The organism is Kitasatospora sp. NPDC088160 (assembly GCF_044741445.1).
Classification (GTDB): domain Bacteria; phylum Actinomycetota; class Actinomycetes; order Streptomycetales; family Streptomycetaceae; genus Kitasatospora.
Window position 1 is genome coordinate 1 of sequence record NZ_JBIUSS010000036.1, and the last position, 21,311, is coordinate 21,311.

The 21,311-nt window shown below is 75.8% G+C and carries 19 protein-coding genes and 1 riboswitch; of the genes, 5 read left to right on the forward strand and 14 right to left on the reverse strand.

The genetic code is table 11. The features are described from left to right. Nucleotides 1-91: 91 nt before the first annotated feature. Complete coding sequence (locus tag ACIOGZ_RS37990; protein ID WP_400989276.1) at nucleotides 92-508, reverse strand: dienelactone hydrolase family protein; 417 nt, start codon at nucleotides 506-508, stop codon at nucleotides 92-94. A 225-nt stretch (nucleotides 509-733) separates the two neighbouring features. Between ACIOGZ_RS37990 and ACIOGZ_RS37995 the strand changes: the two genes are divergently transcribed. Continuing rightward, nucleotides 734-1,561, forward strand: coding sequence for a helix-turn-helix domain-containing protein (locus ACIOGZ_RS37995; protein WP_400989278.1), 828 nt, complete (start codon nucleotides 734-736; stop codon nucleotides 1,559-1,561). Nucleotides 1,562-1,587: 26 nt separating this feature from the next. On the opposite strand, the gene ACIOGZ_RS38000 is transcribed toward ACIOGZ_RS37995, so the two are convergent. From ACIOGZ_RS38000 to ACIOGZ_RS38025, 6 genes are all read right to left on the reverse strand, one after another. Next, a complete protein-coding gene (locus tag ACIOGZ_RS38000; RefSeq protein WP_400989280.1) occupies nucleotides 1,588-2,466 on the reverse strand; it encodes an ECF transporter S component in 879 nt (292 codons plus the stop codon). Further along, nucleotides 2,463-4,073: an ABC transporter ATP-binding protein gene (locus tag ACIOGZ_RS38005; RefSeq protein WP_400989282.1), complete on the reverse strand. Its 1,611-nt coding sequence runs from the start codon at nucleotides 4,071-4,073 to the stop codon at nucleotides 2,463-2,465. The genes ACIOGZ_RS38000 and ACIOGZ_RS38005 overlap by 4 nt, the downstream gene beginning before the upstream one ends. Continuing rightward, nucleotides 4,070-5,173 (reverse strand): CbiQ family ECF transporter T component, encoded by a 1,104-nt coding sequence (locus ACIOGZ_RS38010; RefSeq protein ID WP_400989284.1) that lies wholly within the window; start codon nucleotides 5,171-5,173, stop codon nucleotides 4,070-4,072. The genes ACIOGZ_RS38005 and ACIOGZ_RS38010 overlap by 4 nt, the downstream gene beginning before the upstream one ends. A gap of 64 nt (nucleotides 5,174-5,237) precedes the next feature. Further along, complete coding sequence (locus ACIOGZ_RS38015; protein WP_400989287.1) at nucleotides 5,238-6,020, reverse strand: SCO2322 family protein; 783 nt, start codon at nucleotides 6,018-6,020, stop codon at nucleotides 5,238-5,240. Continuing rightward, nucleotides 6,017-7,264: a prenyltransferase/squalene oxidase repeat-containing protein gene (locus ACIOGZ_RS38020; protein ID WP_363580810.1), complete on the reverse strand. Its 1,248-nt coding sequence runs from the start codon at nucleotides 7,262-7,264 to the stop codon at nucleotides 6,017-6,019. The genes ACIOGZ_RS38015 and ACIOGZ_RS38020 overlap by 4 nt, the downstream gene beginning before the upstream one ends. A gap of 117 nt (nucleotides 7,265-7,381) precedes the next feature. Further along, a riboswitch (cobalamin riboswitch) is annotated at nucleotides 7,382-7,457 on the reverse strand. Between the two features lie 92 nt (nucleotides 7,458-7,549). Beyond that, nucleotides 7,550-8,179 carry a TetR family transcriptional regulator gene (locus ACIOGZ_RS38025; RefSeq protein ID WP_063351068.1) on the reverse strand — a complete coding sequence of 210 codons (630 nt, stop codon included), beginning with the start codon at nucleotides 8,177-8,179 and terminating at the stop codon, nucleotides 7,550-7,552. A 254-nt stretch (nucleotides 8,180-8,433) separates the two neighbouring features. Here ACIOGZ_RS38025 and ACIOGZ_RS38030 point away from each other — a divergent pair, with 254 nt between their 5' ends. The 3 genes from ACIOGZ_RS38030 to ACIOGZ_RS38040 all read left to right on the forward strand — a co-directional run bounded on the left by ACIOGZ_RS38030 (nucleotide 8,434) and on the right by ACIOGZ_RS38040 (nucleotide 11,675). Continuing rightward, on the forward strand, nucleotides 8,434-9,744 hold the full coding sequence (locus tag ACIOGZ_RS38030) for a glycosyltransferase family 4 protein (protein WP_079135554.1): 1,311 nt from the start codon (nucleotides 8,434-8,436) through the stop codon (nucleotides 9,742-9,744). A 123-nt stretch (nucleotides 9,745-9,867) separates the two neighbouring features. Next, nucleotides 9,868-10,617 carry a methyltransferase domain-containing protein gene (locus tag ACIOGZ_RS38035; protein WP_363372252.1) on the forward strand — a complete coding sequence of 250 codons (750 nt, stop codon included), beginning with the start codon at nucleotides 9,868-9,870 and terminating at the stop codon, nucleotides 10,615-10,617. Further along, a complete protein-coding gene (locus ACIOGZ_RS38040) occupies nucleotides 10,614-11,675 on the forward strand; it encodes a prenyltransferase (RefSeq protein ID WP_350885009.1) in 1,062 nt (353 codons plus the stop codon). Before ACIOGZ_RS38035 ends, ACIOGZ_RS38040 begins: the two co-directional genes overlap by 4 nt. Nucleotides 11,676-11,823: 148 nt before the next feature. Here ACIOGZ_RS38040 and ACIOGZ_RS38045 read toward each other — a convergent pair whose 3' ends face one another. From ACIOGZ_RS38045 to ACIOGZ_RS38060, 4 genes are all read right to left on the reverse strand, one after another. Beyond that, nucleotides 11,824-12,735, reverse strand: a complete 912-nt coding sequence (locus tag ACIOGZ_RS38045; protein ID WP_363628577.1) for a hypothetical protein — start codon at nucleotides 12,733-12,735, stop codon at nucleotides 11,824-11,826. A gap of 195 nt (nucleotides 12,736-12,930) precedes the next feature. Next, entirely contained in the window at nucleotides 12,931-13,932 is a 1,002-nt protein-coding gene (locus ACIOGZ_RS38050; protein WP_400805541.1) for an N-acetylmuramoyl-L-alanine amidase, read from the reverse strand. A gap of 7 nt (nucleotides 13,933-13,939) precedes the next feature. Continuing rightward, nucleotides 13,940-15,139 carry a hypothetical protein gene (locus tag ACIOGZ_RS38055; protein WP_400989289.1) on the reverse strand — a complete coding sequence of 400 codons (1,200 nt, stop codon included), beginning with the start codon at nucleotides 15,137-15,139 and terminating at the stop codon, nucleotides 13,940-13,942. Nucleotides 15,140-15,324: 185 nt separating this feature from the next. Beyond that, the gene (locus ACIOGZ_RS38060) at nucleotides 15,325-15,981 is read right to left on the reverse strand and encodes a class I SAM-dependent methyltransferase (RefSeq protein WP_363580819.1); all 657 of its coding nucleotides are present in this window, start codon (nucleotides 15,979-15,981) and stop codon (nucleotides 15,325-15,327) included. A gap of 177 nt (nucleotides 15,982-16,158) precedes the next feature. Between ACIOGZ_RS38060 and ACIOGZ_RS38065 the strand changes: the two genes are divergently transcribed. Next, entirely contained in the window at nucleotides 16,159-17,250 is a 1,092-nt protein-coding gene (locus ACIOGZ_RS38065) for an alcohol dehydrogenase catalytic domain-containing protein (protein WP_363580821.1), read from the forward strand. Nucleotides 17,251-17,328: 78 nt separating this feature from the next. On the opposite strand, the gene ACIOGZ_RS38070 is transcribed toward ACIOGZ_RS38065, so the two are convergent. The 3 genes from ACIOGZ_RS38070 to ACIOGZ_RS38080 all read right to left on the reverse strand — a co-directional run bounded on the left by ACIOGZ_RS38070 (nucleotide 17,329) and on the right by ACIOGZ_RS38080 (nucleotide 21,241). Next, a complete protein-coding gene (locus ACIOGZ_RS38070; protein WP_363580823.1) occupies nucleotides 17,329-17,502 on the reverse strand; it encodes a hypothetical protein in 174 nt (57 codons plus the stop codon). A 167-nt stretch (nucleotides 17,503-17,669) separates the two neighbouring features. Further along, the gene (locus tag ACIOGZ_RS38075; RefSeq protein WP_400989291.1) at nucleotides 17,670-19,376 is read right to left on the reverse strand and encodes an ATP-binding cassette domain-containing protein; all 1,707 of its coding nucleotides are present in this window, start codon (nucleotides 19,374-19,376) and stop codon (nucleotides 17,670-17,672) included. Between the two features lie 209 nt (nucleotides 19,377-19,585). Next, nucleotides 19,586-21,241 carry an ATP-binding cassette domain-containing protein gene (locus tag ACIOGZ_RS38080; protein WP_400989293.1) on the reverse strand — a complete coding sequence of 552 codons (1,656 nt, stop codon included), beginning with the start codon at nucleotides 21,239-21,241 and terminating at the stop codon, nucleotides 19,586-19,588. Between the last annotated feature and the right edge of the window lie 70 nt (nucleotides 21,242-21,311).

The following is a 21,311-nucleotide window of genomic DNA, read 5'->3' on the forward strand; positions in this document are numbered from 1 at the left end:
GCCACCAGGTTCGACAAGACCGCCGTGTCCTACCAAGCCGCCGCCACCCTCGCCTCACTCCTCATGTGGGCCTGACCTTTGACGACACTGCCTAGAGGGAGAGGAAGTCGGCAACCTTGGCGACGACCTCGCGCTGCCACGCCTGTGACTGCGGGTGTGCGTACGTGGGGTCATCGTGCACGGCGAAGCCGTGCTGTGCGCCGTCGAGTTCGTACAGTTCGGATCCGGCGCCGAACAGCGGCGCGAACCGGCGGGACAGTTCGACGTCGACGAAGGTGTCCTTCGTTCCGTGGACGATGAGCACTGGCGACTGCACGTCGGCGCAGCGCTTTTCGGGGTCGAGGTGAACCCGCCCTCTTCGCGGGTGACGCCAGCTCCGTGGGTGAGAACGGCGAGTGCCGCTGGGGGAGTTGGGAAGGAAGTGACCGTGCCGAACAGTTCCGTGCCGTCCAGTGACCGGAACGTGGTTTCGTAGTCGGCCATGAGTCGAACGTAGCAACTCGCCCATGATGTGGGGCGTGTTCCGGGCTTGTGGGCCTGGGGCGCGCTGGGGGGTGTGCGCTTGCGCCGCCCGTTTGGGTGATGTGGTAGGGAGTTTGACGCTCGGTTAGCGCATTACGGTGATCATTGGGTCGGCGCGGGCGTTCGGAGGGACGGCCTGTGCGCGGCAAAAGTGAGCCCCGGCGGTGCGCGAACACCCCGGGGAATGGCACCAGGAGTTAGGGACTCCCGAATGCACATTCATCGTATCCCGAAGCACTCGCCCGGGTACACGATCCTCGACAACGGCCACGTCGTCCGGAAGCACTCGCTGAGTTGGGCGGCGCGTGGGCTGCTCAGCTACCTGCTCAGCCTGCCGGACGGTGCGCGGGAGGACATCCGGACGCTGGCGGCGAAGAGCGTCGAGGGCCGGGCGACGGTGGCGCGGGCGCTCCGTGAGCTGGAGGCGGCCGGGCATTACGTGCGGCGGACGCAGCGGGATCCGGTGACGGGGCAGGTGCGGACGATCGTCTCGGTGCACGAAGTGCCGGTGACGGGCAAGGCGGTTCACACCGTGCCGCCGCTTCCCGTGTCCCCGGCCGCCGGTGGGCCCGGAGCTGGGGTGACGTACGCCGGGAAGGCGGGAAGCCCTTCCGGAAAGGTGATGGGGAAGGAAGCGGAAGTTCCCTCCGTCCCTCCGTCCGGGAAGTTGACGGCGGGCATGGCGCTGCTGCTCGAACTCGGGCGCAGGGAGCCCAGGATGGCGCTGGCGGGCAAGCCGCTGTGCGACCAGGCCGCGCGGGTGGAGGGGCTGCTCGCGGGCGGGTGGAGCGGGGAGGCGCTGGCGGGGATCCTGGCCGCGCCCTTGCCGGAGAGGGTCACGCACAGCGTGGGGGCGGTGCTGGCGGGGCGGTTGGCGAAGGTGCCGCCCGTTCCGTTGACCCCGCTGGGCGGCGGCGGGTCGGGGCCGCGTCGGCATGAGTGCCCCGGGCGGGACGGCTTGTGCGGGCGGCCCGTCGCGGGTGTCGGGCAGGTCTGCGGGGAGTGCCGGGCTCCGAGGGTGTCGCGGGCCTTGCCGTAGTCGACCCCGGGGTGGGGAGACGGAGTTCACCCGCCCGGCGGCCGGGAGTCCGGCGGCCGGAACGTCACCGGCGCGTCGAAGGCGGCCCGGCGGGTGGCGCGGCGCAGGGCGCGCAGGACGGCGGTGCCGAGGGTGAGGCAGAGGACGACGGTGAGGGCGGCGCGGGGGAGGTCCCAGCCCAGCGACGTGGTGAGGCAGTAGGCGGCGAAGCGGACCAGGTTGGCGGGCAGCGGGTCGCCGGGGACGAAGGAGATGGAGCCGGAGAGCCCGGCGATGTACGGCCAGCCCTGGAGGTTCATGATCGTGCCGTAGAGGACGGAAGCCAGCGCGCCGTAGCCCGCGAGCAGCCAGAGCTCGCGCCGGCCGCGCAGGCGCGCGGAGCCCGGGAGGAGGCCGGCGCCGAGGCAGACCCAGCCCATGGCGAGCATCTGGAACGGCAGCCAGGGCCCGACGCCGCCGGTGAGCAGCGCGGACGCGAACATCGACAGCGAACCGAGGACGAAGCCGAAGCCCGGACCGAGCACCCGGCCGGACAGCACCATGAGGAAGAACATGGGCTCCAGCCCCGCCGTGCCCGCGCCGAGCGGCCGTAGTGCCGCGCCCGCCGCCGCCAGCACCCCGAGCAGGGCCACGGACTTGGCGTCCAGGCCGGGCGCGCCGCCGCCCGCCGTGCGGCCCTCGGAGATCTGGGCGATGACGACGGCGAGGAGCAGCGGCAGCAGGAGGGCGAACAGCCAGGGGGCGTCGGTGGCGTGGCCGACCAGGGCGGACTTGGTGGAGGCGAGCAGCGGCCAGCCGAAGGCCGCCACGCCGACGAGGGAGGTCAGGAGCAGGGCCGTCACCGAGCGGCGGCCGAGCGGAACGGGGCGACCAGCAGGAACACCGGAAGGAGCGGGGCGGCTCATGCGCTGAGCGCCTCCGCGACCTGGCGGACGGTGAGCCACGGGCCGGGTGCCAGCACCTTGGCGACCTGCGGGGCGAACGCGGGGGAGGAGACGACGACGTCGGCCGTCGGGCCGTCGGCGACGATCTCGCCCTCGGCCAGGATCGCCGTGCGGTGGGCGAGTTCGGCGGCGAGTTCGACGTCGTGGGTGGCGAGCAGGACGGCGTGGCCTTCCGCCGCGAGGTCGCGCAGGATCTCCACCAGCCGGGCCTTGGCGGCGTAGTCGAGGCCGCGGGTCGGCTCGTCGAGCAGCAGCAGCGGGGGCCGGGCGGTGAGTACGACGGCGAGCGCGAGGGTGAGCCGCTGGCCTTCGGAGAGGTCGCGCGGGTGGGCGGTGTCGGCGATGCCGGGCAGCAGCCGTTCGACCAGGGCGCGGCAGGTGCCGGGGGTGGCGTCCGCGTCGGTGTCGGCGGCGGCGCATTCGGCGGTGACGCTCTCGCCGTAGAGGAGGTCGCGCGGGTCCTGCGGGACGAGGCCGACCTGGCGGATCAGTTCGGCCGGGCGGGTGCGGTGCGGGGTGCGTCCGCCGACCGTCACCCGGCCGGAGGCGGGGGCGTGCAGGCCGACCAGGCTGCCCAGCAGGGTGGACTTGCCGGCGCCGTTGCGGCCCATCAGGGCGGTGATCTCGCCGGGGTGCAGCGCCAGGTCGACGCCGCGCAGGGCCTGGACGGGGCCGCGCCGGACGGCGAGGCGTTCGGCGGCGGCGATCGGTGCGTCGGTCGAAACGGTTGGAGCAGGGGCCGGGCCCGGGTGCAGACCGTCCAGCCGGGAGCGGAGCCCGGCGGCCTTGCGGCGGGCGTCGCGGACGGACAGCGGCAGCGGCCGCCAGCCGGCGAGCCGTCCGAGGCCGACCACCGGCGGGTGCACCGGGGAGTGCGCCATCACCTCGGCGGGCTCGCCGAGGACGGGCGGGGCGCCTGGGGTGAGCAGCAGCACCTGGTCGGCGTACTGGACGACGCGCTCCAGCCGGTGCTCGGCCATCAGCACGGTGGTGCCGAGGTCGTGCACCAGCCGCTGGAGGACGGCCAGCACCTCCTCGGCGGCGCCCGGGTCCAGCGCCGAGGTGGGCTCGTCGAGGACCAGGACGCGCGGGTGCACGGTGAGCACCGAGCCGATCGCGACGCGCTGCTGCTGGCCGCCGGAGAGGGAGGTGAGGGCGCGGTCGCGCAGGTCGGCGAGGCCGAGCAGGTCGAGGGTCTCCTCGACCCGGCGCCGCATCACGTCGGCGGGCAGGCCCAGGGACTCCATGCCGTAGGCGAGTTCGTCCTCGACGGTGTCGGTGACGAAGTGCGCCAGCGGGTCCTGGCCCACCGTGCCGACCAGGTCGGCGAGTTCGCGCGGCCGGTGCTCGCGGGTGTCCCGGCCGCAGACCGTGACCCGGCCGTGCAGGGTGCCGCCGGTGAAGTGCGGGACGAGCCCGCTCACCGCGCCCAGTAGGGTGGACTTGCCGGAGCCCGACGGGCCCACCAGCAGGCAGAGTTCGCCTTCGGGGACGGTCAGGTCGACGTCCGCGACGGCGGGGGCGGCGGCGTCCGCGTACCGGACGGAGACCTGCTCGAAGGTGATCACGAAGCCCTCCGGGGCGGGGTCGGGGCGGCGAATGCCGGTACCAGGCCGAGCAGTACGGCCAGCACGGCGGCCAGCGGCAGTGCGGGGACGGTCGGCGGGACGACGGTGGGCGCGAAGGCGGCCGGGTCGCGCGTGGACAGGTAGATGGTCAACCCGGCGACGGCGGCGCCCGATCCGGCGGTCAGCCACTCGGGCAGTGCCCAAGGGTCGGGCCGGTAGCGCGTCCTGACGGATCGTCGGCTGCCGAGTAGCAGTCCGGCGAAGGCGGCGGCCAGGCCCAGCAGCAGCACCGGCGGCGCCCAGCCCGCGCCGCCCGCGGTCAGCAGCCCGTACGCGGCCAGGCAGATCCCGAGCAGGCCGGCCAGGGTGAGCGCGGCCGTCGCCCGGGCGAGTCGGCGCGGGACGTCCGCGGTGCGGCCGAAGCCGCGGGTGTCCATCGCCGCGGCCAGCGCCACCGAACGCTCCAACGCGCCCTCCAGGACGGGCAGTCCGACGCTCAGCACGGCGGCGATCCCCCGGTCGGTGCGGCCGCGCAGGCGGCGGGCCGCCCGCAGCCGGCGGACGTCCGCGACCAGGTTCGGCGCGAAGGTCATCGCCACCACCACCGCCACGCCCGCCTCGTACAGCGCGCCGGGCAGGGCGCGCAGCAGTCGGGCTGGGCTGGCCAGCGCGTTCGCGGCGCCCACGCAGACGAGCAGGGTGGCCAGGCGCAGCCCGTCGTACAGCGCCGCGAGCAGTCCCTCCACGGTCACCCGGCCGCCGATCCGCACTCCCTGCGCCCAGGTGGGAAGCGGCACTTCGGGCAGTGTGAACAGCACGTGCGTGCCCGGAATCGGCGAGCCGAGCAGTACCGCGAACACCAGCCGGATGCCCAGCACCAGCAGGCCCAGTCGCAGGAACGCGCCGTACGAACGCGACCAGGGCGCGTCGCCTCGCCGGGCCGCGACCACGTACCCGGCGACGGCGGCGAGCAGCAGCAGGATCACCGGATTGGTGGTGCGGGTCGCCGCCGCGCCCAGCCCGAGCGCCCACAACCACCAGGCCCCGGGGTGCAGTTGCCGGGGTCCGGTGGGCGGTCGGGTGGCGCGGGCGGTGCTCATGGGTCAGTCCAGGTGAAGGGGTCCGGAGGGGTGCGGGAGGGGGGGAAGAAGGGCTCGGGAGGCGTCAGGAGGTGCGGCGGCGGCGCGCCTGCCAGACGGCACCGCCGGCCAGCACGGCGATCAGCGCGCCACCGGCGATCAGGCCGACGTCCGGGCCGGAGTCCGAGCCGCCGCCGTCGCCGGACGGGTCGGCCGGCTTGGCCGCCGACCCGAGCTGGTCGGCGCACCCGGCCTTCGGGAAGCCCGCGATGGCGCAGAGCAGGCCGTTGGCGTCGTAGCGCAGCGGCGGGGCGACGGCGGCCAGCACCTCGGCCGAGGTGGCGTTCGAGACGACGCTGGCGCACGCGCTCCGCTGCTCGGGCGGCGCCTCGCCCGAACCGGAACCGGAACCGGAACCGGAACCGGAACCGGAAGCCGAGCCCGAGCCCGAAGCCGAGCCGGAGCCGGAGTCGGTGGCCGTGCCGAAGTCCAGCACGACCGCGACCCGCTTGCGGCCCGCCTGCGCGGGCGTGTCCGCACAGACGGCGGCGAAGTCGCCCGCCGTCCGGGGCCGTGCCGCATCCTGCCCGCCGTCCGGACTCACCGCGAACCGCCACCCGTCCACGGCCCCGTCCGGCGGCACGGCGACGGCCGGCCCCTGCTGCTGGTACAGCCACCCGTCGCCGCCGGCACGCCAGAACGACCAGTACCGGTATCCCGTCGCCGCCTCCGCCGGCGCCCCGGCGGAGGCGACCAGCAGGAGCACCGCACCGAGCATCGCACCGAGCAGCGAGCCGAGCCGCGAGCCGAGAGCGCGGCGGCCACGGCGGCGGACCAGGCGGCCCAGGCGCGCGGGGCGGGGTGTCACAGGCTCTGGCCGCGCTTGCGCTGGAGGCTGAGGAGGAGGCCGCCGCCGAGGCCGACGAGGAGGCCGACGATGATCAGCCAGTACTGGCCGATGCCGTCGTCCTTCTTGGGCGCCGCCGTCGTCGGGGCGGTGCCGGCGGTGGCCTTGAGGGCCGGGCCGAGGGCGGTGAGCTCGGCGGTCAGCGGGGCGGTGTCGCGCTGGGCGGCCTGGGTGACGAGCAGGAGGCTGGCGGTGGCGGCGGCGTCGGTGCCGCCCTTGGTCCAGCCGGCGCCTTCCTTGGCGAGCCAGTCGACGGCGCCGGCGGCCTGCTGGGGGTGGCCGCTCTGGATGAGGCCGAGGGCGGCCCAGGCGGTGGCGTTGTAGTCGGGGGTGGGGGCGGCGCCGGGGGTGGTGAGGGTGAGGTGGTTGCCGCCCGCGGCGAGCTGGGCGGTGAGGTACGCCCCGGCGGCCTCGCCGGAGTCGGCGTGCGCGACCGGAGCAGCCGCGGTGGAGGCGGCGGCGGAGTCGCAGCCGAGGGCCTTGGGCGCGGCGTCGGTGCGGGCGGTGGTGGCGACCGGGAGGTGGCCGCCGGCGGCGGCGAGCGAGGCCTGGGCGCTGGCGAGGGCGTTGGGGGCGAGCGCACCGGAGGACGGGTCGGGCTGGTAGGCGAAGGCGCCGCGCTGGTCGGCGGGGGCGGCGCAGCCGAGCTGGAAGAGGGCGAGCCCGTCGAAGGCGTTCTTGCCCGCCTTGGCGACTCCGGCCGGGTCGGTCTTCGCGGCGAAGAGGGCGTTCACGGCGAGGCCGGTGGAGTTGGCGTCGCCGGGGCTGCCGGGGTTGTAGGGCCAGCTGCCGTCGGCGTTCTGGGTGGCCTTGAGCCACTGGACGCCCTTGTCGACGGCTTCCTGGTGCCCGCCGAGGGCGACGAGGGCCTGGACGGCGACGGCGGTGGCGTTGCTGTCCTCGGTCTTGGGGTCGCAGGCGGCGCCGGCGGCTCGGAAGGAGGGCCAGCCGCCGTCCTCGCACTGCTGTCCGGTGAGCCAGCCGACGGCGGAGTCGGCCGGGGTGGCCTTGGCCGCCGCGAGCGCGGTGAGCGCGAGGGACTGCCGCCAGACGCCGTCGTACGTCGGGTCGCCCTTGCCGTAGAGGCCGTCGGGGACGGCGGCGGCGGTGGGCGCGGGGCTGTCGGCGAGGGCCGGTCCGGCGGTGGCGCCGGCGAGGAGCGCGGCGGACAGGGCGGCGGCGCCCAGACGGGCGGCGGTGAGCATGGTGGAGGTGTGCCTTTCGGTGAGCGGTGGTGGCCCGGCGGGGCCGTTCCGTAGTCCTCGACGGTGCCGGGCGGTGCGCGTGGCGGGCCCGGGCTGGCCGCTCGCCCCTCCACGGGCGGTCCGACTCGCCCGGGCCGTCACGGGGGCCGGGCTCACGGTTGCGGGGTCAGCGCCGGATTCGCACCGGCTTCCCCCGGGGGAGGGACGGGATGAAGTTGTGCTGTCCGTCGACTCTAACCGCCGGGGGCGGCCGGCCCCTCCCGCCCGGGCAGGAACAGGTTCCAGTCAGGGCAGGGTGAGCAGCCGGGCCGCGGTGTGCAGGTCGGCCCGGACCTCGGCGATCGAGGCGCGGCCGGAGAGCCAGGCGACCAGGGCAGAGTGCCAGGTGTGCTCGATCACCCGGACGGCCGCGCGCTGGCTCTCGCTGGGTGGCCCGGACTGGCCGATGGCGTCCAGGATGAGCTGGCCGGTGGCGGTGCTGACCTGGTCCACCTCGGCGCCGACGGAACGGTCCGCGAAGGACAGCGCCCGGACCATCGCCTCGGCGAGCAGCGGTTCGCGCTGGAGCGCGTGGAAGGCGCGGGTGAGTGTGTCGGCGACCCGCGGGGCCGGTTCGGGGTCGGTCGGCGGGTGGCGCCGGATGTGCTCCTGGAGGCCCTGCAACTGCTCCAGCATGACCGCGACCAGCAAGTGCACCTTGGAGGGGAAGTACCGGTAGAGCGTGCCGAGGGCGACCTGCGCGGTCTCCGCGACCTCCCGCATCTGCACCGCCTCGTACCCGCCCCGGGCGGCCAGGGCGGTGGCGGCCCGCAGGATCCGGCGCCGGCGTTCGGCCTGGCGGGCGGTCAGCGGCGGCTCGCCCGGCTGCGCGGGGGGCGGGGTGGTGGGGCTCGTGGAGGTGGTCGGCGGCGGCAAGGAGTGCTCCCGGGGCGCGTGGGTGGCGGCGTGCTCCACAAGGTCGGCAGGGTCGGCGTGGCGGGAATCACCAGCCCTGGCTCCTGAGGGAAAGCTACGGGCCGGTATCTTCGAGGTCTCTCATTGTTCACATGGTCGATGACGAGTTCCACAGCCACTGAAACCTGATCTACTTTAGCGACCGGCGGCAGCGCCGTCGCCAACGCAGAGACAGCAGCAGCACAGGAATAGCAGCTAGAGATGAGGGCCCGAGGATGACCGCGCAGCCGCTGCGGATTGCCCTGCTGTCGTACCGCGGGGACCCCTTCTGCGGCGGTCAGGGCGTGTACGTGCGCCACCTCTCCCGTGAGCTGGCCAGGCTCGGCCACCACGTGGACGTGATCGGTGCCCAGCCGTACCCGGTGCTGGACGAGGTCGACGGCCCCGGTTCGGTGCGCCTGGTCGAGCTGCCCAGCCTGGACCTCTACCGCGCCGAGGACCCGTTCCGCACGCCCGCCCGCGGCGAGTTCCGCAGCCCGGTGGACGTGCTGGAGTTCGCCACCATGCGCACCGGCGGCTTCCCCGAGCCGTTGACCTTCTCGCTGCGCGCCCGCCAGTACCTGGCCCGGCACAAGGGCCGCTACGACGTGGTGCACGACAACCAGACGCTCGGCTACGGCCTGCTCGGCCTGGCCCGGCACGGTTTCCCGCTGGTCACCACGATCCATCACCCGATCACCGTGGACCGGCAGTTGGAGCTGGACGCGGCCACCACCCGGGTCAAGCGGCTGTCGCTGCGCCGCTGGTACGCCTTCACCCGGATGCAGCGCCGGGTCGCCGCCCGGCTGGACCACGTGATCACCGTCTCCGGCACCTCGCAGCGCGAGATCGCCGAGCACCTGGGCGCCGCGCCGGGCGCGATCTCGGTGGTGCCGATCGGCGCCGACACCCGGCTCTGGTCGCCCTCCGAGGAGATCGCCCGCGTCCCCGGACGGATCGTCACCACCTCCAGCGCGGACGTCCCGCTCAAGGGTCTGGTGTTCCTGGTCGAGGCGCTGGCGAAGGTGCGCACCGAGCGCCCCGCGCACCTGGTGGTGGTCGGCAAGCCGCAGAAGGAGGACGGCCCGGTGGCGGAGGCGGTGCGCCGCTTCGGGCTGGCGGACCACATCGAGTTCCGCAGCGGTCTGACCGACCAGGAGCTGGTCGACCTCTACCGCTCGGCCGAGGTGGCCTGCGTGCCGTCGCTGTACGAGGGCTTCTCGCTGCCCGCCGCCGAGGCGATGGCCACCGGCACCCCGCTGGTCGCCACCACCGGCGGCGCGATCCCCGAGGTGGCCGGGCCGGACGGGGAGACCTGCCTGGCCGTGCCGCCGGGGGAGCCGGACCGGCTGGCGGCGGCGCTCGGCCGGCTGCTGGACGACCCGCGGCTGCGCGCCCGGCTCGGCGCGGCCGGCCGGGAGCGGGTGCTGGCCCGGTTCACCTGGGCGCGGGCCGCCGAGCTGACCGCCGACGCCTACCGGGCGGCGATCGCCACCGGCGCCGGCGCCCGGGCCCGCTCCGGGCCGGGCTGGCGGTACGTGCCCTGAGTCGCTCCGGTCGCCCTGCGGGGCGCCCGCCCGGCGGCCCCGGCCGCCCGGTGCGGAGCGGTAGCGGATCGAACTGACGCGGCGTCAAGTCCGCTTGGTAGCAAAAGGAATGGGAGCCCTGCAGTGCTGACCGTCGATTTCTCGCGCTTCCCGCTCGCCCCCGGCGACCGGGTGCTCGACCTGGGCTGCGGCGGGGGCCGGCACGCGTTCGAGTGCTACCGCCGCGGCGCCAACGTGATCGCCCTCGACCAGAACGCCGAGGAGATCGCCGAGGTCCAGAAGTGGTTCGCCGCGATGGAGCAGGCCGGTGAGGCCCCGGAGGGTGCGTCGGCGGTCGCGATGGAGGGCAACGCGCTGGCGCTGCCGTTCGAGGACGACTACTTCGACAAGATCATCATCTCCGAGGTGATGGAGCACATACCGGACGACAAGGGTGTGCTCAACGAGATGTTCCGGGTGCTCAAGCCGGGCGGGCTGCTCGCCGTCACCGTGCCGCGCTGGCTGCCCGAGAAGATCTGCTGGACGCTGTCCGACGAGTACCACGAGGTCGAGGGCGGCCACATCCGGATCTACCGGGGCGACGAACTGCTCGGCAAGCTCAAGGACGCCGGCCTGGAGCCCTACGGCACCCACCACGCGCACGCGCTGCACTCGCCGTACTGGTGGATCAAGTGCGCGGTCGGCGTGAACAACGACAAGGCGCTGCCGGTCAAGGCCTACCACCAGCTGCTGGTCTGGGACATCGTCGGCACCCCGGTGATCAGCACCCTCACCAAGGCCGCCGAACGGGCGCTCAACCCGGTCATCGGCAAGAGCTTCGTCGCCTACGCGTCCAAGCCGCGGCGGACCGAGCCCGGGCGCGTGGACGCATGACCGCCGCCGTCCCCGAGGCACTGCTGCTCGACGGGGTGCTCGACGCCGAGCAGGCCGCCGGCACCGTCCGCAGCATCCTGGCCGAACAGCTTCCCGACGGCGCCATACCCTGGTTCGCCGGCCACCACCTCGACCCGTGGGACCACACCGAGGCCGCCATGGCCCTCGACACCGCCGGCGAGCACGCCGCCGCCGAGGCCGCCTACCGCTGGCTCGCCGCCACCCAGAACCCGGACGGCTCCTGGTACGCCGCCTACACCGACGGCGCCGTCACCGACCGGGCCAAGGAGACCAACTTCTGCGCCTACGTGGCCGTCGGCGTCTGGCACCACCACCTCAGCGCCGGCGACGACGCCTTCCTGGAGTGGATCTGGCCCGTCGTCCGGCGCGCCCTGGACTTCATCGTCGGCCAGCGGCTGCCCGGCGGCCCGATCGCCTGGCGCCTCGACGAGGACGGCACCGCCACCGACGAGGCGCTGCTCACCGGCTCGTCCAGCATGCTGCACGCGCTGCGCTGCGGGCTGGCCATCGCCGAGTACCTGGAGGAGCCGCAGCCCGACTGGGAGCTCGCCGCCGGCCGGCTGGGGCACGCCATCACCCACCACCCCGAGCGGTTCCTCGACAAGGGCCGCTACTCGATGGACTGGTACTACCCGGTGCTCGGCACCGGACTGCGCGGCGACGCGGCGCTGGAACGGATCGACCGGGACTGGGACCGCTTCGTCGTCCCCGGCCTCGGCGTGCGCTGCGTCAGCGACCGCCCGTGGGTGACCGGCGGCGAGAGCGCCGAACTCGCCCTCGCGCTCTGGGCGATCGGCCGCTCCGACCGCGCCGTGGAGATCCTGCGCTGGATCCAGAAGCACCTGCGGCACGAGGACGGCTCCTACTGGACCGGGTACGTCTTCGAGGACGACGCCGTCTGGCCGGAGGAGCGCACCACCTGGACGGCCGGCGCGCTGCTGCTCGCGGTCGCCGCGCTCGGCGGCGACCCGGCGACGGTCGCGGTCTTCGGCGGGGAGCAGTTGCCCGCCGGGCTGGTGGTCCAGGACTGCTGCTGAGGCCCGTAGCCGTGGCCGATGCCGGTGCGAACGGCTGAGGCCCGCACGACGGCTGGGGCCCGCACGACGGTTGAGGCTCGTACGGGCAACGCGAAGGGGTGGGACCGGAGAGATCCGGTCCCACCCCTTCGTCGTACTGGCGGGGGCGTCAGCCGCGCTGGATGCCCGAGGTGTCGGCCAGCAGACCGACGGTGCCGTCCTGAAGCTGGGCGACCAGCGCGCTGCCGCGCTGCTCGACCGCCAGGTACCAGGTGCCGGGCACCAGCTCGCCGACGGGGGCGCCCGCCGGGTTGTCCTTCGACGCCAGCGAGCGCGGGGCCGGGACGGCGAACCAGAACGGTGCGAAGTCGGCCGCCGGGGCGGCCGGGGTCGGCTGCGGCTGCGCGGCCGGGACCGGCTGCGGGGCGGCGGCCGTGTCCTGCGGCTGGCCGGCCTGCACCGGCTGCGGCTGGCCGGCCGCCGGGTAGCCGTAGCCACCGGGCTGGGCGCCGTACGCCGGGGCCTGGTTCGGGTCCTGGCCCGGGGCCGGGTAACCGTACTGGCCGGGCTGCACCGGCTGGCCCGGGGCCGGGTAGCCGCCCTGGTAGGGGACGGCCGCCGGACGGTCGGCGACCAGCGGGGCCTTCAGCGCGGGCACCAGCGGCGCGGCCGCGGCCGCACCGGCCAGCACGATCAGCGCGATGAGGCCGAGCCAGGCACCGAAGCCGTGCCCGAAGCTGCCGCCGGACGGGCCGCCGCCCAGCGACCACAGCGCCGTCCACAGCGCGACGACGGCGAAGGCGATGCCCCACTGGTCCAGCCGCAGGCCGAGCACCTGGCGCCCGGCCGCGGCCTCGCCCTGGAAGCGGTGCAGCAGGATCAGCACCGCGGCGGCGATGCCGAGCAGGTAGATCGACGGCAGGATGGGGAACAGCTGGGTGCTCCACGCGTTCTGCGATGTGTCGCCGCAGTACCGGCCGGTGCAGTCCACCGTCCAGTAGGGCAGGAAGGAGGCGATGAAGAGCAGGACGGCCGCGCCGGCGACGGCGGCGTCTCCCCTGGTGAGAGCGCGCAGATTCACTAACGTTCCCCTCGTTGACGTGTCGTGGACGGCGGTTCGTGCGGTCGGGCTGACCGGCCGAAACTCCCGAACGGACCAGAAGCCTAGGCCCAACCGCACCGCCGGTGCACGGCGGGACCGGGAATGGGGCGAAGTCGTTGCCAAAGGCGCGACCCGGGCGGCGCGCACGCCGTCGGCCGCCCCGGCCCAACTTCCTTACCGGGTGGTCAGATACGCCGTCAGCGCGTCGGCGATCCCCTGGGCCGCCCGCTGCCGCCACTGAGGATCCGTCATCCGTTTGGCGTCCACCGGGTTGCGCATGTTACCGCACTCGATGAACACCTTCGGCACCGTGGACAGGTTCAGGCCCCCCAGGTCGGAGCGGGTGTCCAGGCCGTCGCTCGCGGTGTAGTCCGCGTACGGCTCGCCCGTCGCGGCGCGGAAGCGCTCGCGCAGCAGCAGGCCGAGCCGGCGCGACGGCTCGACGATCGCCGAGTTGTCCGCCTTCCCGGCCGCCACCTTCGCCGGGAGGATCACGTGGAACCCGCTGCCGCCCGCCGGACCGCCGTCCCCGTGCACCGACAGGGCCACGTCGGCGTGCGCGTCGGCGCCGGCCCGGGCGCGCTCGTCGATGCAGGGGCCCCACGGACGGTCGCCGTCCTGCGCCAGCACCACCGTCGCGCCGCGGGCGGCCAGGATGGCGCGGGCCCGGTGGGAGACGTCCAGGGTGTACTCGGCCTCGGTGTAGCCGGAGTTGGTCTCGGTGCCGGTGGTGTCGCACTGCTTGCGGGAGTTGCCGATGTCGACCAGGCGGTTGATCTCGGCGGTGTGCGCGGAGTTGCCGGGGTTGTGGCCGGGGTCGAGCAGGATGGTGCGGCCGGTGAGCGCGGTGGGGGAGACCGGGGTGTCCGACGGGGCGGGTGTGTTCGACGGGGCGGGCGTCGTCGGGGTGGTCGGGGGTACCGGGGTCGTCGGCGTCTGGGCCGGGGTTCCCGGTGCGGTGGTTCCCGGTGTGGCGGTTCCCGGGGTGGTGGTGCCCGGTGTGGCGGTTCCGGCCGGGGAGGTGGCCGGCGCGGCGGTGCCGCCCACCGCCGCGGAGTGGCCGAGGGACTGCCAGCCCAGCCAGCCCGCCAGGCAGAGCGGAACGGCCGCGCCCACCGCCGTGGTGGCGCGCAGCAGGGTGGAACGGCGGGGCGGTCGGGAGTTCGGGCCGGTCACGGGTGGATCAGATCCTGTCCTGGGTGCGCGGGGTGAGGCCGTACGTGTCGGCGATCGGCTTCCACTTGCCCGCGAAGTCCTTCTTCGCCTGGGTGGCCTGCGGGTTGAGCTCGTCGGCCCGCTTCTTGTCGGCGGTGTTCGGGGCCGAGCCCGAGCAGCCCTGGCCGGCGACCGCCCGCGCCCAGCTCGCGTACGCCCGGTCGATGTCGGCCGACAGCTGCCAGGCGGACTTCAGCGACGCCATCGCGTCCGCGCCGCCCGGCACGTCGGAGGCGCTCAGCTTGGCGAGCTTGCGCAGCAGTTCGTCGCGCTGCTTGGCGCCGTTGTCGAACACCTGCGCCGCGCTCTCGATGTCGGCCTTCGCCGGGCAGCTGCTCACCTTGGCGACCGCGCTGCCGATCGGGGCCTTCGCGCTCTCGCCCTCGGTGAGCAGGCCGTCCAGGGCCTGTGCCTGCGTCTTGGCGTTGGCGCCGGCACCGCTCGCGGTCGGGGACGGCGCCGCGGCGGACGAGGCCGGGTCGGTGGCGCCGTTCGGCGCGGCGTCCGTACCGGTGGGCGCCGGGCCCGTCGGCGGGTTCCCGGTGGACGTCGCGGAGGCGGACGGCGGGGCGGGCGAGGCCTGGTCCTTCTTGTCGCCGCTGTTCTGGGCGGCCACCAGCAGGCCGCCGCCGACCGCCACCACCAGGAGCAGCGCGAAGCCGATCAGCAGCGGTGCCTTCCGGTTGTTCGGGCGGTCCCCGTCGTCCGGCTCCTCGTAGTCGGCGGGGTAACCGGAGGGGTAGTCGGCGGGGTAGTCGGGCTGTCCCTGGTACGGGACGTACGGGGGCTGCTGCGGGCCGGCGGGCGGCTGCGGCGGGTACACGTAGCCGGGGCCGGGGGCCTCGCCGGACACGTAGCCGGGCCCCGGGGTCTGCGCGGACGCGTGGGAGGGGAACGGCGCCGGCGGCGGCACGGACGGCGGCTTCGGGGCGGCCAGGTACGGGCGGGCACCCAGCGGCGGGCCCTGGTCCCCGACGGCGCCGGTGGCGAGCGGCAGCGCGGCCCCGTCCTGCGGTGCGGCCCCGGGGCGCGGTGCGGCGGGCTGGGCGGGGGCGGGCTGCGCCGGGGTGGGCTCGGCGGGTCGCTGCGGGCCGCGCACCCAGCCGCCCGCGCCGCCGCGCGCGGTGGGGTCCCAGACTGCCGGAGCGGTGTTGTGCTGGTCCGTCATGTGCCGCTAGCCCCCACCGTCCGCCGATGCTCTGCCTGGTGCTGCGCGGACACCGTACCGTTCGAACCTCCGCCCGACAGCTCCGGCACGACGTTAGAGCATCCGTGCAGGACTGTGGGGCCGCTCGGCGGATCGGGCGGCGGATCGGCTGGCGGATCGGGCGGTGGGCGGCGGGTGGTGAGCGGCTAGCTCGCGGCGGTCCGGCGCAGGACGCGCAGCGAGCCCGTCACCGAGACCTCCTCGAAGCCCTCGGCCAGCGCCCGCAGGTACACCCGGTACGGGGCCTGGCCGCCGTCCGCCGGGTCCGGGAACACGTCGTGCACCACCAGCAGCCCGTCCGGCGCCAGGTGCGGGGCCCAGCCCTCGTAGTCGCCGGTCGCGTGCTCGTCGGTGTGCCCGCCGTCGATGAACACCAGGGCCAGCGGCCGGCCCCACAGCGCCGCGATCCGCGGCGAGCGGCCCACCAGCGCCACCACGTGCTCCTCCAGCCCGGCGGCGTGCAGCGTCCGGCGGAACCGCGGCAGGGTGTCCATCAGCCCCACCTCCGGGTCCACCAGCGTCGGGTCGTGGTACTCCCAGCCGGGCTGCTGCTCCTCCGAGCCGCGGTGGTGGTCCACCGTCAGCGCGGTCGTCCCGGTCTCCCGGGCGGCAGCCGCCAGCAGGACCGCCGAGCGACCGCAGTAGGTGCCGATCTCCAGCACCGGCAGCCCGGTGCGCCGCGCCGCCGTCACCGCCGCCGCGTACAGCGCCAGCCCCTCGTCCACCGGCATGAATCCGGTGGCCGCCTCGAACGCCGCCAGCACCTCGGCCGCCGGGCGGACACTCTCCAGCAGGTCGGACATGACGGTGCTCCTCGGGCTCGGGACGTGCGCGAACGCGTTCGCCCCGGACCCTACTCGACGGTAGAGGGGCGGACCACAGCGGCCCTGGAACGTGTTCTAGTCGGGTCGGGTCGCCCGTGTCAGAATCGGGCCCGACCGTGGAGAACCGAGCACACGAGGCACACCGGGAGCAGCCCCATGCGCGCAGCCGTCCTGCACAAGACCGGCCAGGAGACCCTTGACGTCCGGGAGGACGTGACGGCCGTCGGCTTCGGGCCGGGCGCCGTACGGGTCCGGATGCGCGCTGCCAGCCTCTGCCACTCCGACCTCTCGGCGATGAGCGGCGTCCTGCCGCAGCCCGCGCCGTTCGTCCCCGGGCACGAGGGTGCCGGGGAGGTCGTGGAGGTCGGTGAGGGCGTGGCCGGCCTCGCCCCCGGCGACCGCGTGGTGCTCTGCTGGATGGCGCCCTGCGGCCGCTGCGCGCACTGCGAGCGGGGCCGCGGCCACCTGTGCATCGCCAGCCTGCGGCGGCTCGGCGCGCCCGGCTTCCGCTTCGAGGACGGCGGCGCGGCGGTCGAGGCCTCCGGGTTCTACGGCACCGGGGCGTTCGCCGAGGAGGTCGTGGTCGCTGCGGACGCCGTCATCAAGGTGCCCGCCGACCTGCCGTACGAGGCCGCCGCGCTGATCGGCTGCGGGGTGACCACGGGCGTCGGCGCCGCCGTCAACACCGCCCGGGTCGAACCCGGCGCCTCCGTCGCGGTGATCGGCGCGGGCGGGGTCGGGGTCGCCACCGTGCAGGGTGCCCGGGTCTGCGGCGCCGCCCGGATCACCGTCGTCGACCCGGTCGTCTCGCGCCGCGAGCGGGCACTGGCGTTCGGCGCGACCGAGGCGATCGCCCCCGAGGACCTCAGGGCGACGGCGAAGGGCCTGCCCGGCGGCGGCTTCGACTACGTCTTCGAGGCCGTCGGCCGGTCCGCCACCGTCCGGGCCGGCTACGACGCGGCCCGGCGCGGCGGCGCGGTCGTGGTGATCGGCGCCGGCGCGCAGGACGACCTCGCGCAGTTCACCATGGGCGAGCTGTTCTTCAACGAGAAGCGCCTGCTGCCCTCGCTCTACGGCGGGGCGCCGGTGGCCCGCACCATCGCCCTGGTCGTCGACCTGTGGCGGGCCGGGCGGATCGACCTCGACGGCATGATCAGCCACCGCGTCGACCTGTCGGACGTCAACGAGGCGATCGCCCAGATGCGCAGCGGCGAGGCGCTGCGCACGGTCGTGACGCTGGGGCGCTGAGCCGCGGGCCCTGCCCGAACGCGACGAGGGCCCGCCGGGGGGTGCTCCCCCTGACGGGCCCTTCCGGTGCGGGTGTGCTCAGCCCCGGTCCGCCGCGGCGCGGTGCCGGCCGTGCGGGTCGGCCTCGGGCTTGTCGTCGGCGGCGGAACGGCCCCGGTGCCGGCCGTGCGACGAGGTGTACCCGGCGGTGCTCTCGTCGGCGTCGGTCCCGTTGGCCGCGGGTCCGGTGGAGGCGGTGAGGGTGTCGGACATCAGAAATCGTCTTTTCCGTGCGGAGGGTGCAGGTCATCGGCGCCCGGCCGGCGCTTGGCGGCGCGCGGTCGGGTCCCCGATCGGGCGCTCGGTACGCGCCACAGCCGGTGATCGCGGCCCGTGCCCCGGCCACCATAACGGCCGGAACGGACGAGATCCTATCGAGATCATGACGCGCGACCCGCCGTCGAACCCAGCCAGTGACCGACCAACTCGCGGTACAGCGGGGACAGCACCTGAAGATCGCCGTGCCGGGCGAGCACCCCCCGCCCGCCGTCCAGCAGCAGCACCCGGTCCGCGCGCAGGGCCGAACTGATCCGGTGCGCGACCACGACGAGAGTCCCTGGCCGGGCGGCGAACGCCCGCTCGACCCGCTCCTCCGCACGCGGGTCCAGATGGCAGGTCGCCTCGTCCAGCACCACGACCGGCGCCGGCGACAGATACGTCCGCACCAGCGCGAGCAACTGCCGCTCCCCGCCCGACAACACGCCCGGATCGCGCAGGACGGCCTCCGGGCCGCCCAGCCGCGCGACCACCTGATCGGCCCCCAGTACGCGGACGGCACGGGCGAGTTGCTCCTCCGTGACCTCCGGGGAGAGCCAGGTCAGATTGGACCGCACCGGCCCCGGGAACACGTACGCCTCCTGCGGCACCAGCGCCACCAGTCGCGCCCGCGCGGCCCCCGCCAGCCCGTCCGGCCGCACTCCGCCCACCGACACGGCCCCGCCCGTCGGCGCCAGCACCCCGGCCAGCAGGGCCGCCAGCGTCGACTTCCCCGCCCCGCTCACCCCCACCACGGCCACGTGCTCCCCGGGCGCGAACCCGAACTCCAGCCCCTCCAGCACCGGCGCCCCGGCCCCGCCGTGCCCGTACCTCAACCCGCTGACCCGTACCTCCGGCTCCTGCCCCGGGGCTCTCCCCGGCAGCGCGCTGGGGGCGGTGTCCGCCGGCGGGCCGATCGTGGTGGCCGCCAGGCGGTCCAGGACGACGGCGAGGTTGAGCAGCCAGCCGCCGACCGTACCCGACAACGTCCGCACCGCCGGGTCGAGTTGCTGCAGCAGATAGGTCGCGACGCCGAGCAGTTCGCCGGGGGTCAGGGCCTCGCGGGCGAGCAGCCACGGCGCGGCGGCGAGGACGGCCAGGACGGGCAGCCGGCCGCCGAGGGCCACGACCAGCGCGCGCAGGGCCGAGGCCCGGCCCAGGGCGCGGGAGGCGGCGGCGCTCGCCCGGGCGGCCCCGGTCAGTGCCTCGGCGACCTGCTCCCGGGTGCCCGTGGCCTGCACGTCGCGCAACCCGTGCAGCGCCCGCCCCGCCTCGGCGGCCAGCCGCTCCTCGGCGAGCACGACCGCGTGCCGCCGCGCCACCAGCGGGCGCAGCAGACGGGCGAAGAGGAACCCGGCGGCGAGCAGCGGCAGCAGGACCAGCGGCAGGACGACGGGCGCCAGCAGCGCCAGACCGGCCAGGGCGGCGACCAGGGTGACCCCGACGCCGCGCAGGGTGCGCAGCAGGGTGGCGGTCAACTGCCTTACGGACTCGACCTGTTCGGTGAGCCGGGCGACCTCGGCCGGATCCGCCGACGGCCGGGCGAGCGCGCTGTGGACCACCCGCTCGACCAGGGTGTCCCGCAGCGGCTCCACCACCCCCGCCAGGTGCGGGAACCCGGCCCGCGCCGCGTACGCCCGGACGGCCATCGAGGCGCCGAACCCGGCCAGCCAGGCCACCCCGGCCCCCGGCCGCCCGGCCAGGAACCCCTGGTCGACGGCGGCCGAGACGAGCAGCCCGGACAGCAGCGGCGGCAGCGCCTCCACCCCGGACCACCCGAGCAGCCGGAGCAGCGGCCCGCGCGTGACGGCCAGTTGCCGGAACAGCAGCACCCACCCGGGGGAGGCGGACGCCGGAAGTCGACGACGCCGACTTCCGGTGCCGGGCGGTCGGCCCGCGCCGGGCCGGTGCGGGGCTCCGGCTGTTGCGGGCCGTCGGCGATGCCGACTCCTCGTGCCGGGCGCCGGGGCGGGCGGTTGCGTGGGAAGTCGAGAGGGCCGACTTCCCGCGCCGCCGTCGGGCGGGGTGCGGTGGCGGGCCATCAGACGGCGGCCGTCTGGAGGGCGGTGTCCGACAGGGCGGCGCGGTAGTCGGGGTAGGCGAGGAGGGTGGCGTGCGGGGCGAGGGCGCGCAGGCGGCCGGCGTCGAGCCAGGCGACGAGGTCGGCGCGGGCGGCGACGCCGGCGCGGTGGGCGACCACCAGCCGGGTGCGACCGAGGGTGGCGCGGTCGAGGGCCTCGGTGACCAGGTGCTCGGTGGCGAGGTCCAGGCCCGAGGTGGCGTCGTCGAGGACGACGACCCGGGCGGGCTGGGCCAGGAGCCGGGCCAGGCCGAGGCGTTGCAGTTCGCCGCCGGAGAGCCGGAGTTCGTCGAGCGGGGTGTCCCAGCCCCGGGGCAGCCGCTGGAGGAAGCCGTCCGCGCGGGCGGCCGCCGCCTCGGCGGGGCCGGCGCCGGCCAGCGCGTCGCGGACCGTACGGCCGATCAGGGCGGGCCGGGCGAAGGCGTAGCCGACCGCGTGCCGCAGTTCGGACGGGGCCAGCGCGTCCACCGGGACGCCGTCGATCAGTACGGCGCCCTCGTCGGGGTCGCGCAGCCGCCCGGGCAGCGCGGCCAGCAGGGACTTGCCGGAGCCGGAGCGTCCCACCAGCGCGACCGTGCGGCCGCCGGGGATCGTCAGGTCGAGCGGGCCGAGCAGCACCCGGTCGCCGTCGCGCACCACCACGCCGCGCAGGACGACCTCCCCGTAGCCGCCGGCGGGGAGGGCCGCCCGGCCGGGTTCGGCCGGGCGGACGGCCAGCAGTTCGTCGGCCCGGGCCTGCCCGGCGCGGGCGTGCGCCACCGCGACCAGCGCCTCGACCTGTTCGAAGAGCCCGGCGCCGAGGGCCGCCCAGCCGGCCGCGGCGGCGAGCGCCCCGGGAGCCAGGGTGCCGCCCGCGAGGAGCGCCCCGGCGGTGGCGAGCACCGCGACCTCGACCACCGCGATCAGCAGGGTGGCCTGCCAGGCGGTGCGCCGCTGCGCCGCCCAGAGCGCGAGCCCGGCGGCGGACAGGTCCGGTAGCGGCGCCAACACCCGTGCCGCCTCACGCTGTTCGGCGCCGGCGGCGTGGATGCTGCGCAGTCCGGTGAGGGCGCCGCCGAGCCGGGCAGCAAGGTCGGCCTGGACCTCCTGGTAGCGGGCGAACACCGGCCCGGCCTCGCGCAGGAAGAGCCGGATCAGCACCACGCCGGGGACGACGCCCGCGAAGAAGGCGAGCGCCAGCCACGGTGACAGCAGCCCGAGCCCGACGATCGCGCCCGCCGAGGTGAGCAGCGCCGTGGCCGCGCCGAGGACGGCGGGCAGCCGGCCGCCAGCGTCGCCGGCCGAGCCCAGCAGGCGGGCGGCGAGGTCGCCGGGCGGTGGTCCGTGGCGGAGCCGGCCGCCGGGTCCGAGGGTGAGCAGGTGGCGGACGAGGCGCCCGCGCAGGGCGGCGGTGGCCTCGGCGGAGCAGGCCGGGGCGGCCGCGGCGGCGGTGGCGTCGGCCGCGGCGGCCACGCCCAGGACGAGGGCGAGCCGCACGAAGGCGCCGGACTCGGGCCGGTGGCCGAGGGCGGCGTCGACGGCCGCGGCGAGGGCGGCGGGCAGGGCGAGCGTGGTGGCGGCCCCGACCGGCAGGGCGATGCCGAGTGCGAGGGTCCAGCCGGTGGGGCGGCGGGGCAAGTAGGAGCTCCCGTCGGAACGTCGGGTCGGGGGTCGGGCATGTGCGGGGAAACGGACGGTGCCGTCCCCG

Bases quoted from the DNA above. Each gene is read 5' to 3' on its own strand.
- ACIOGZ_RS37990 (WP_400989276.1), bottom strand. From the start codon at position 508: ATGGGCGAGTTGCTACGTTCGACTCATGGCCGACTACGAAACCACGTT.
- ACIOGZ_RS37995 (WP_400989278.1), top strand. From the start codon at position 734: ATGCACATTCATCGTATCCCGAAGCACTCGCCCGGGTACACGATCCTC.
- ACIOGZ_RS38000 (WP_400989280.1), bottom strand. From the start codon at position 2,466: ATGAGCCGCCCCGCTCCTTCCGGTGTTCCTGCTGGTCGCCCCGTTCCG.
- ACIOGZ_RS38010 (WP_400989284.1), bottom strand. From the start codon at position 5,173: ATGAGCACCGCCCGCGCCACCCGACCGCCCACCGGACCCCGGCAACTG.
- ACIOGZ_RS38020 (WP_363580810.1), bottom strand. From the start codon at position 7,264: ATGCTCACCGCCGCCCGTCTGGGCGCCGCCGCCCTGTCCGCCGCGCTC.
- ACIOGZ_RS38030 (WP_079135554.1), top strand. From the start codon at position 8,434: ATGACCGCGCAGCCGCTGCGGATTGCCCTGCTGTCGTACCGCGGGGAC.
- ACIOGZ_RS38040 (WP_350885009.1), top strand. From the start codon at position 10,614: ATGACCGCCGCCGTCCCCGAGGCACTGCTGCTCGACGGGGTGCTCGAC.
- ACIOGZ_RS38055 (WP_400989289.1), bottom strand. From the start codon at position 15,139: ATGACGGACCAGCACAACACCGCTCCGGCAGTCTGGGACCCCACCGCG.
- ACIOGZ_RS38060 (WP_363580819.1), bottom strand. From the start codon at position 15,981: ATGTCCGACCTGCTGGAGAGTGTCCGCCCGGCGGCCGAGGTGCTGGCG.
- ACIOGZ_RS38065 (WP_363580821.1), top strand. From the start codon at position 16,159: ATGCGCGCAGCCGTCCTGCACAAGACCGGCCAGGAGACCCTTGACGTC.
- ACIOGZ_RS38070 (WP_363580823.1), bottom strand. From the start codon at position 17,502: ATGTCCGACACCCTCACCGCCTCCACCGGACCCGCGGCCAACGGGACC.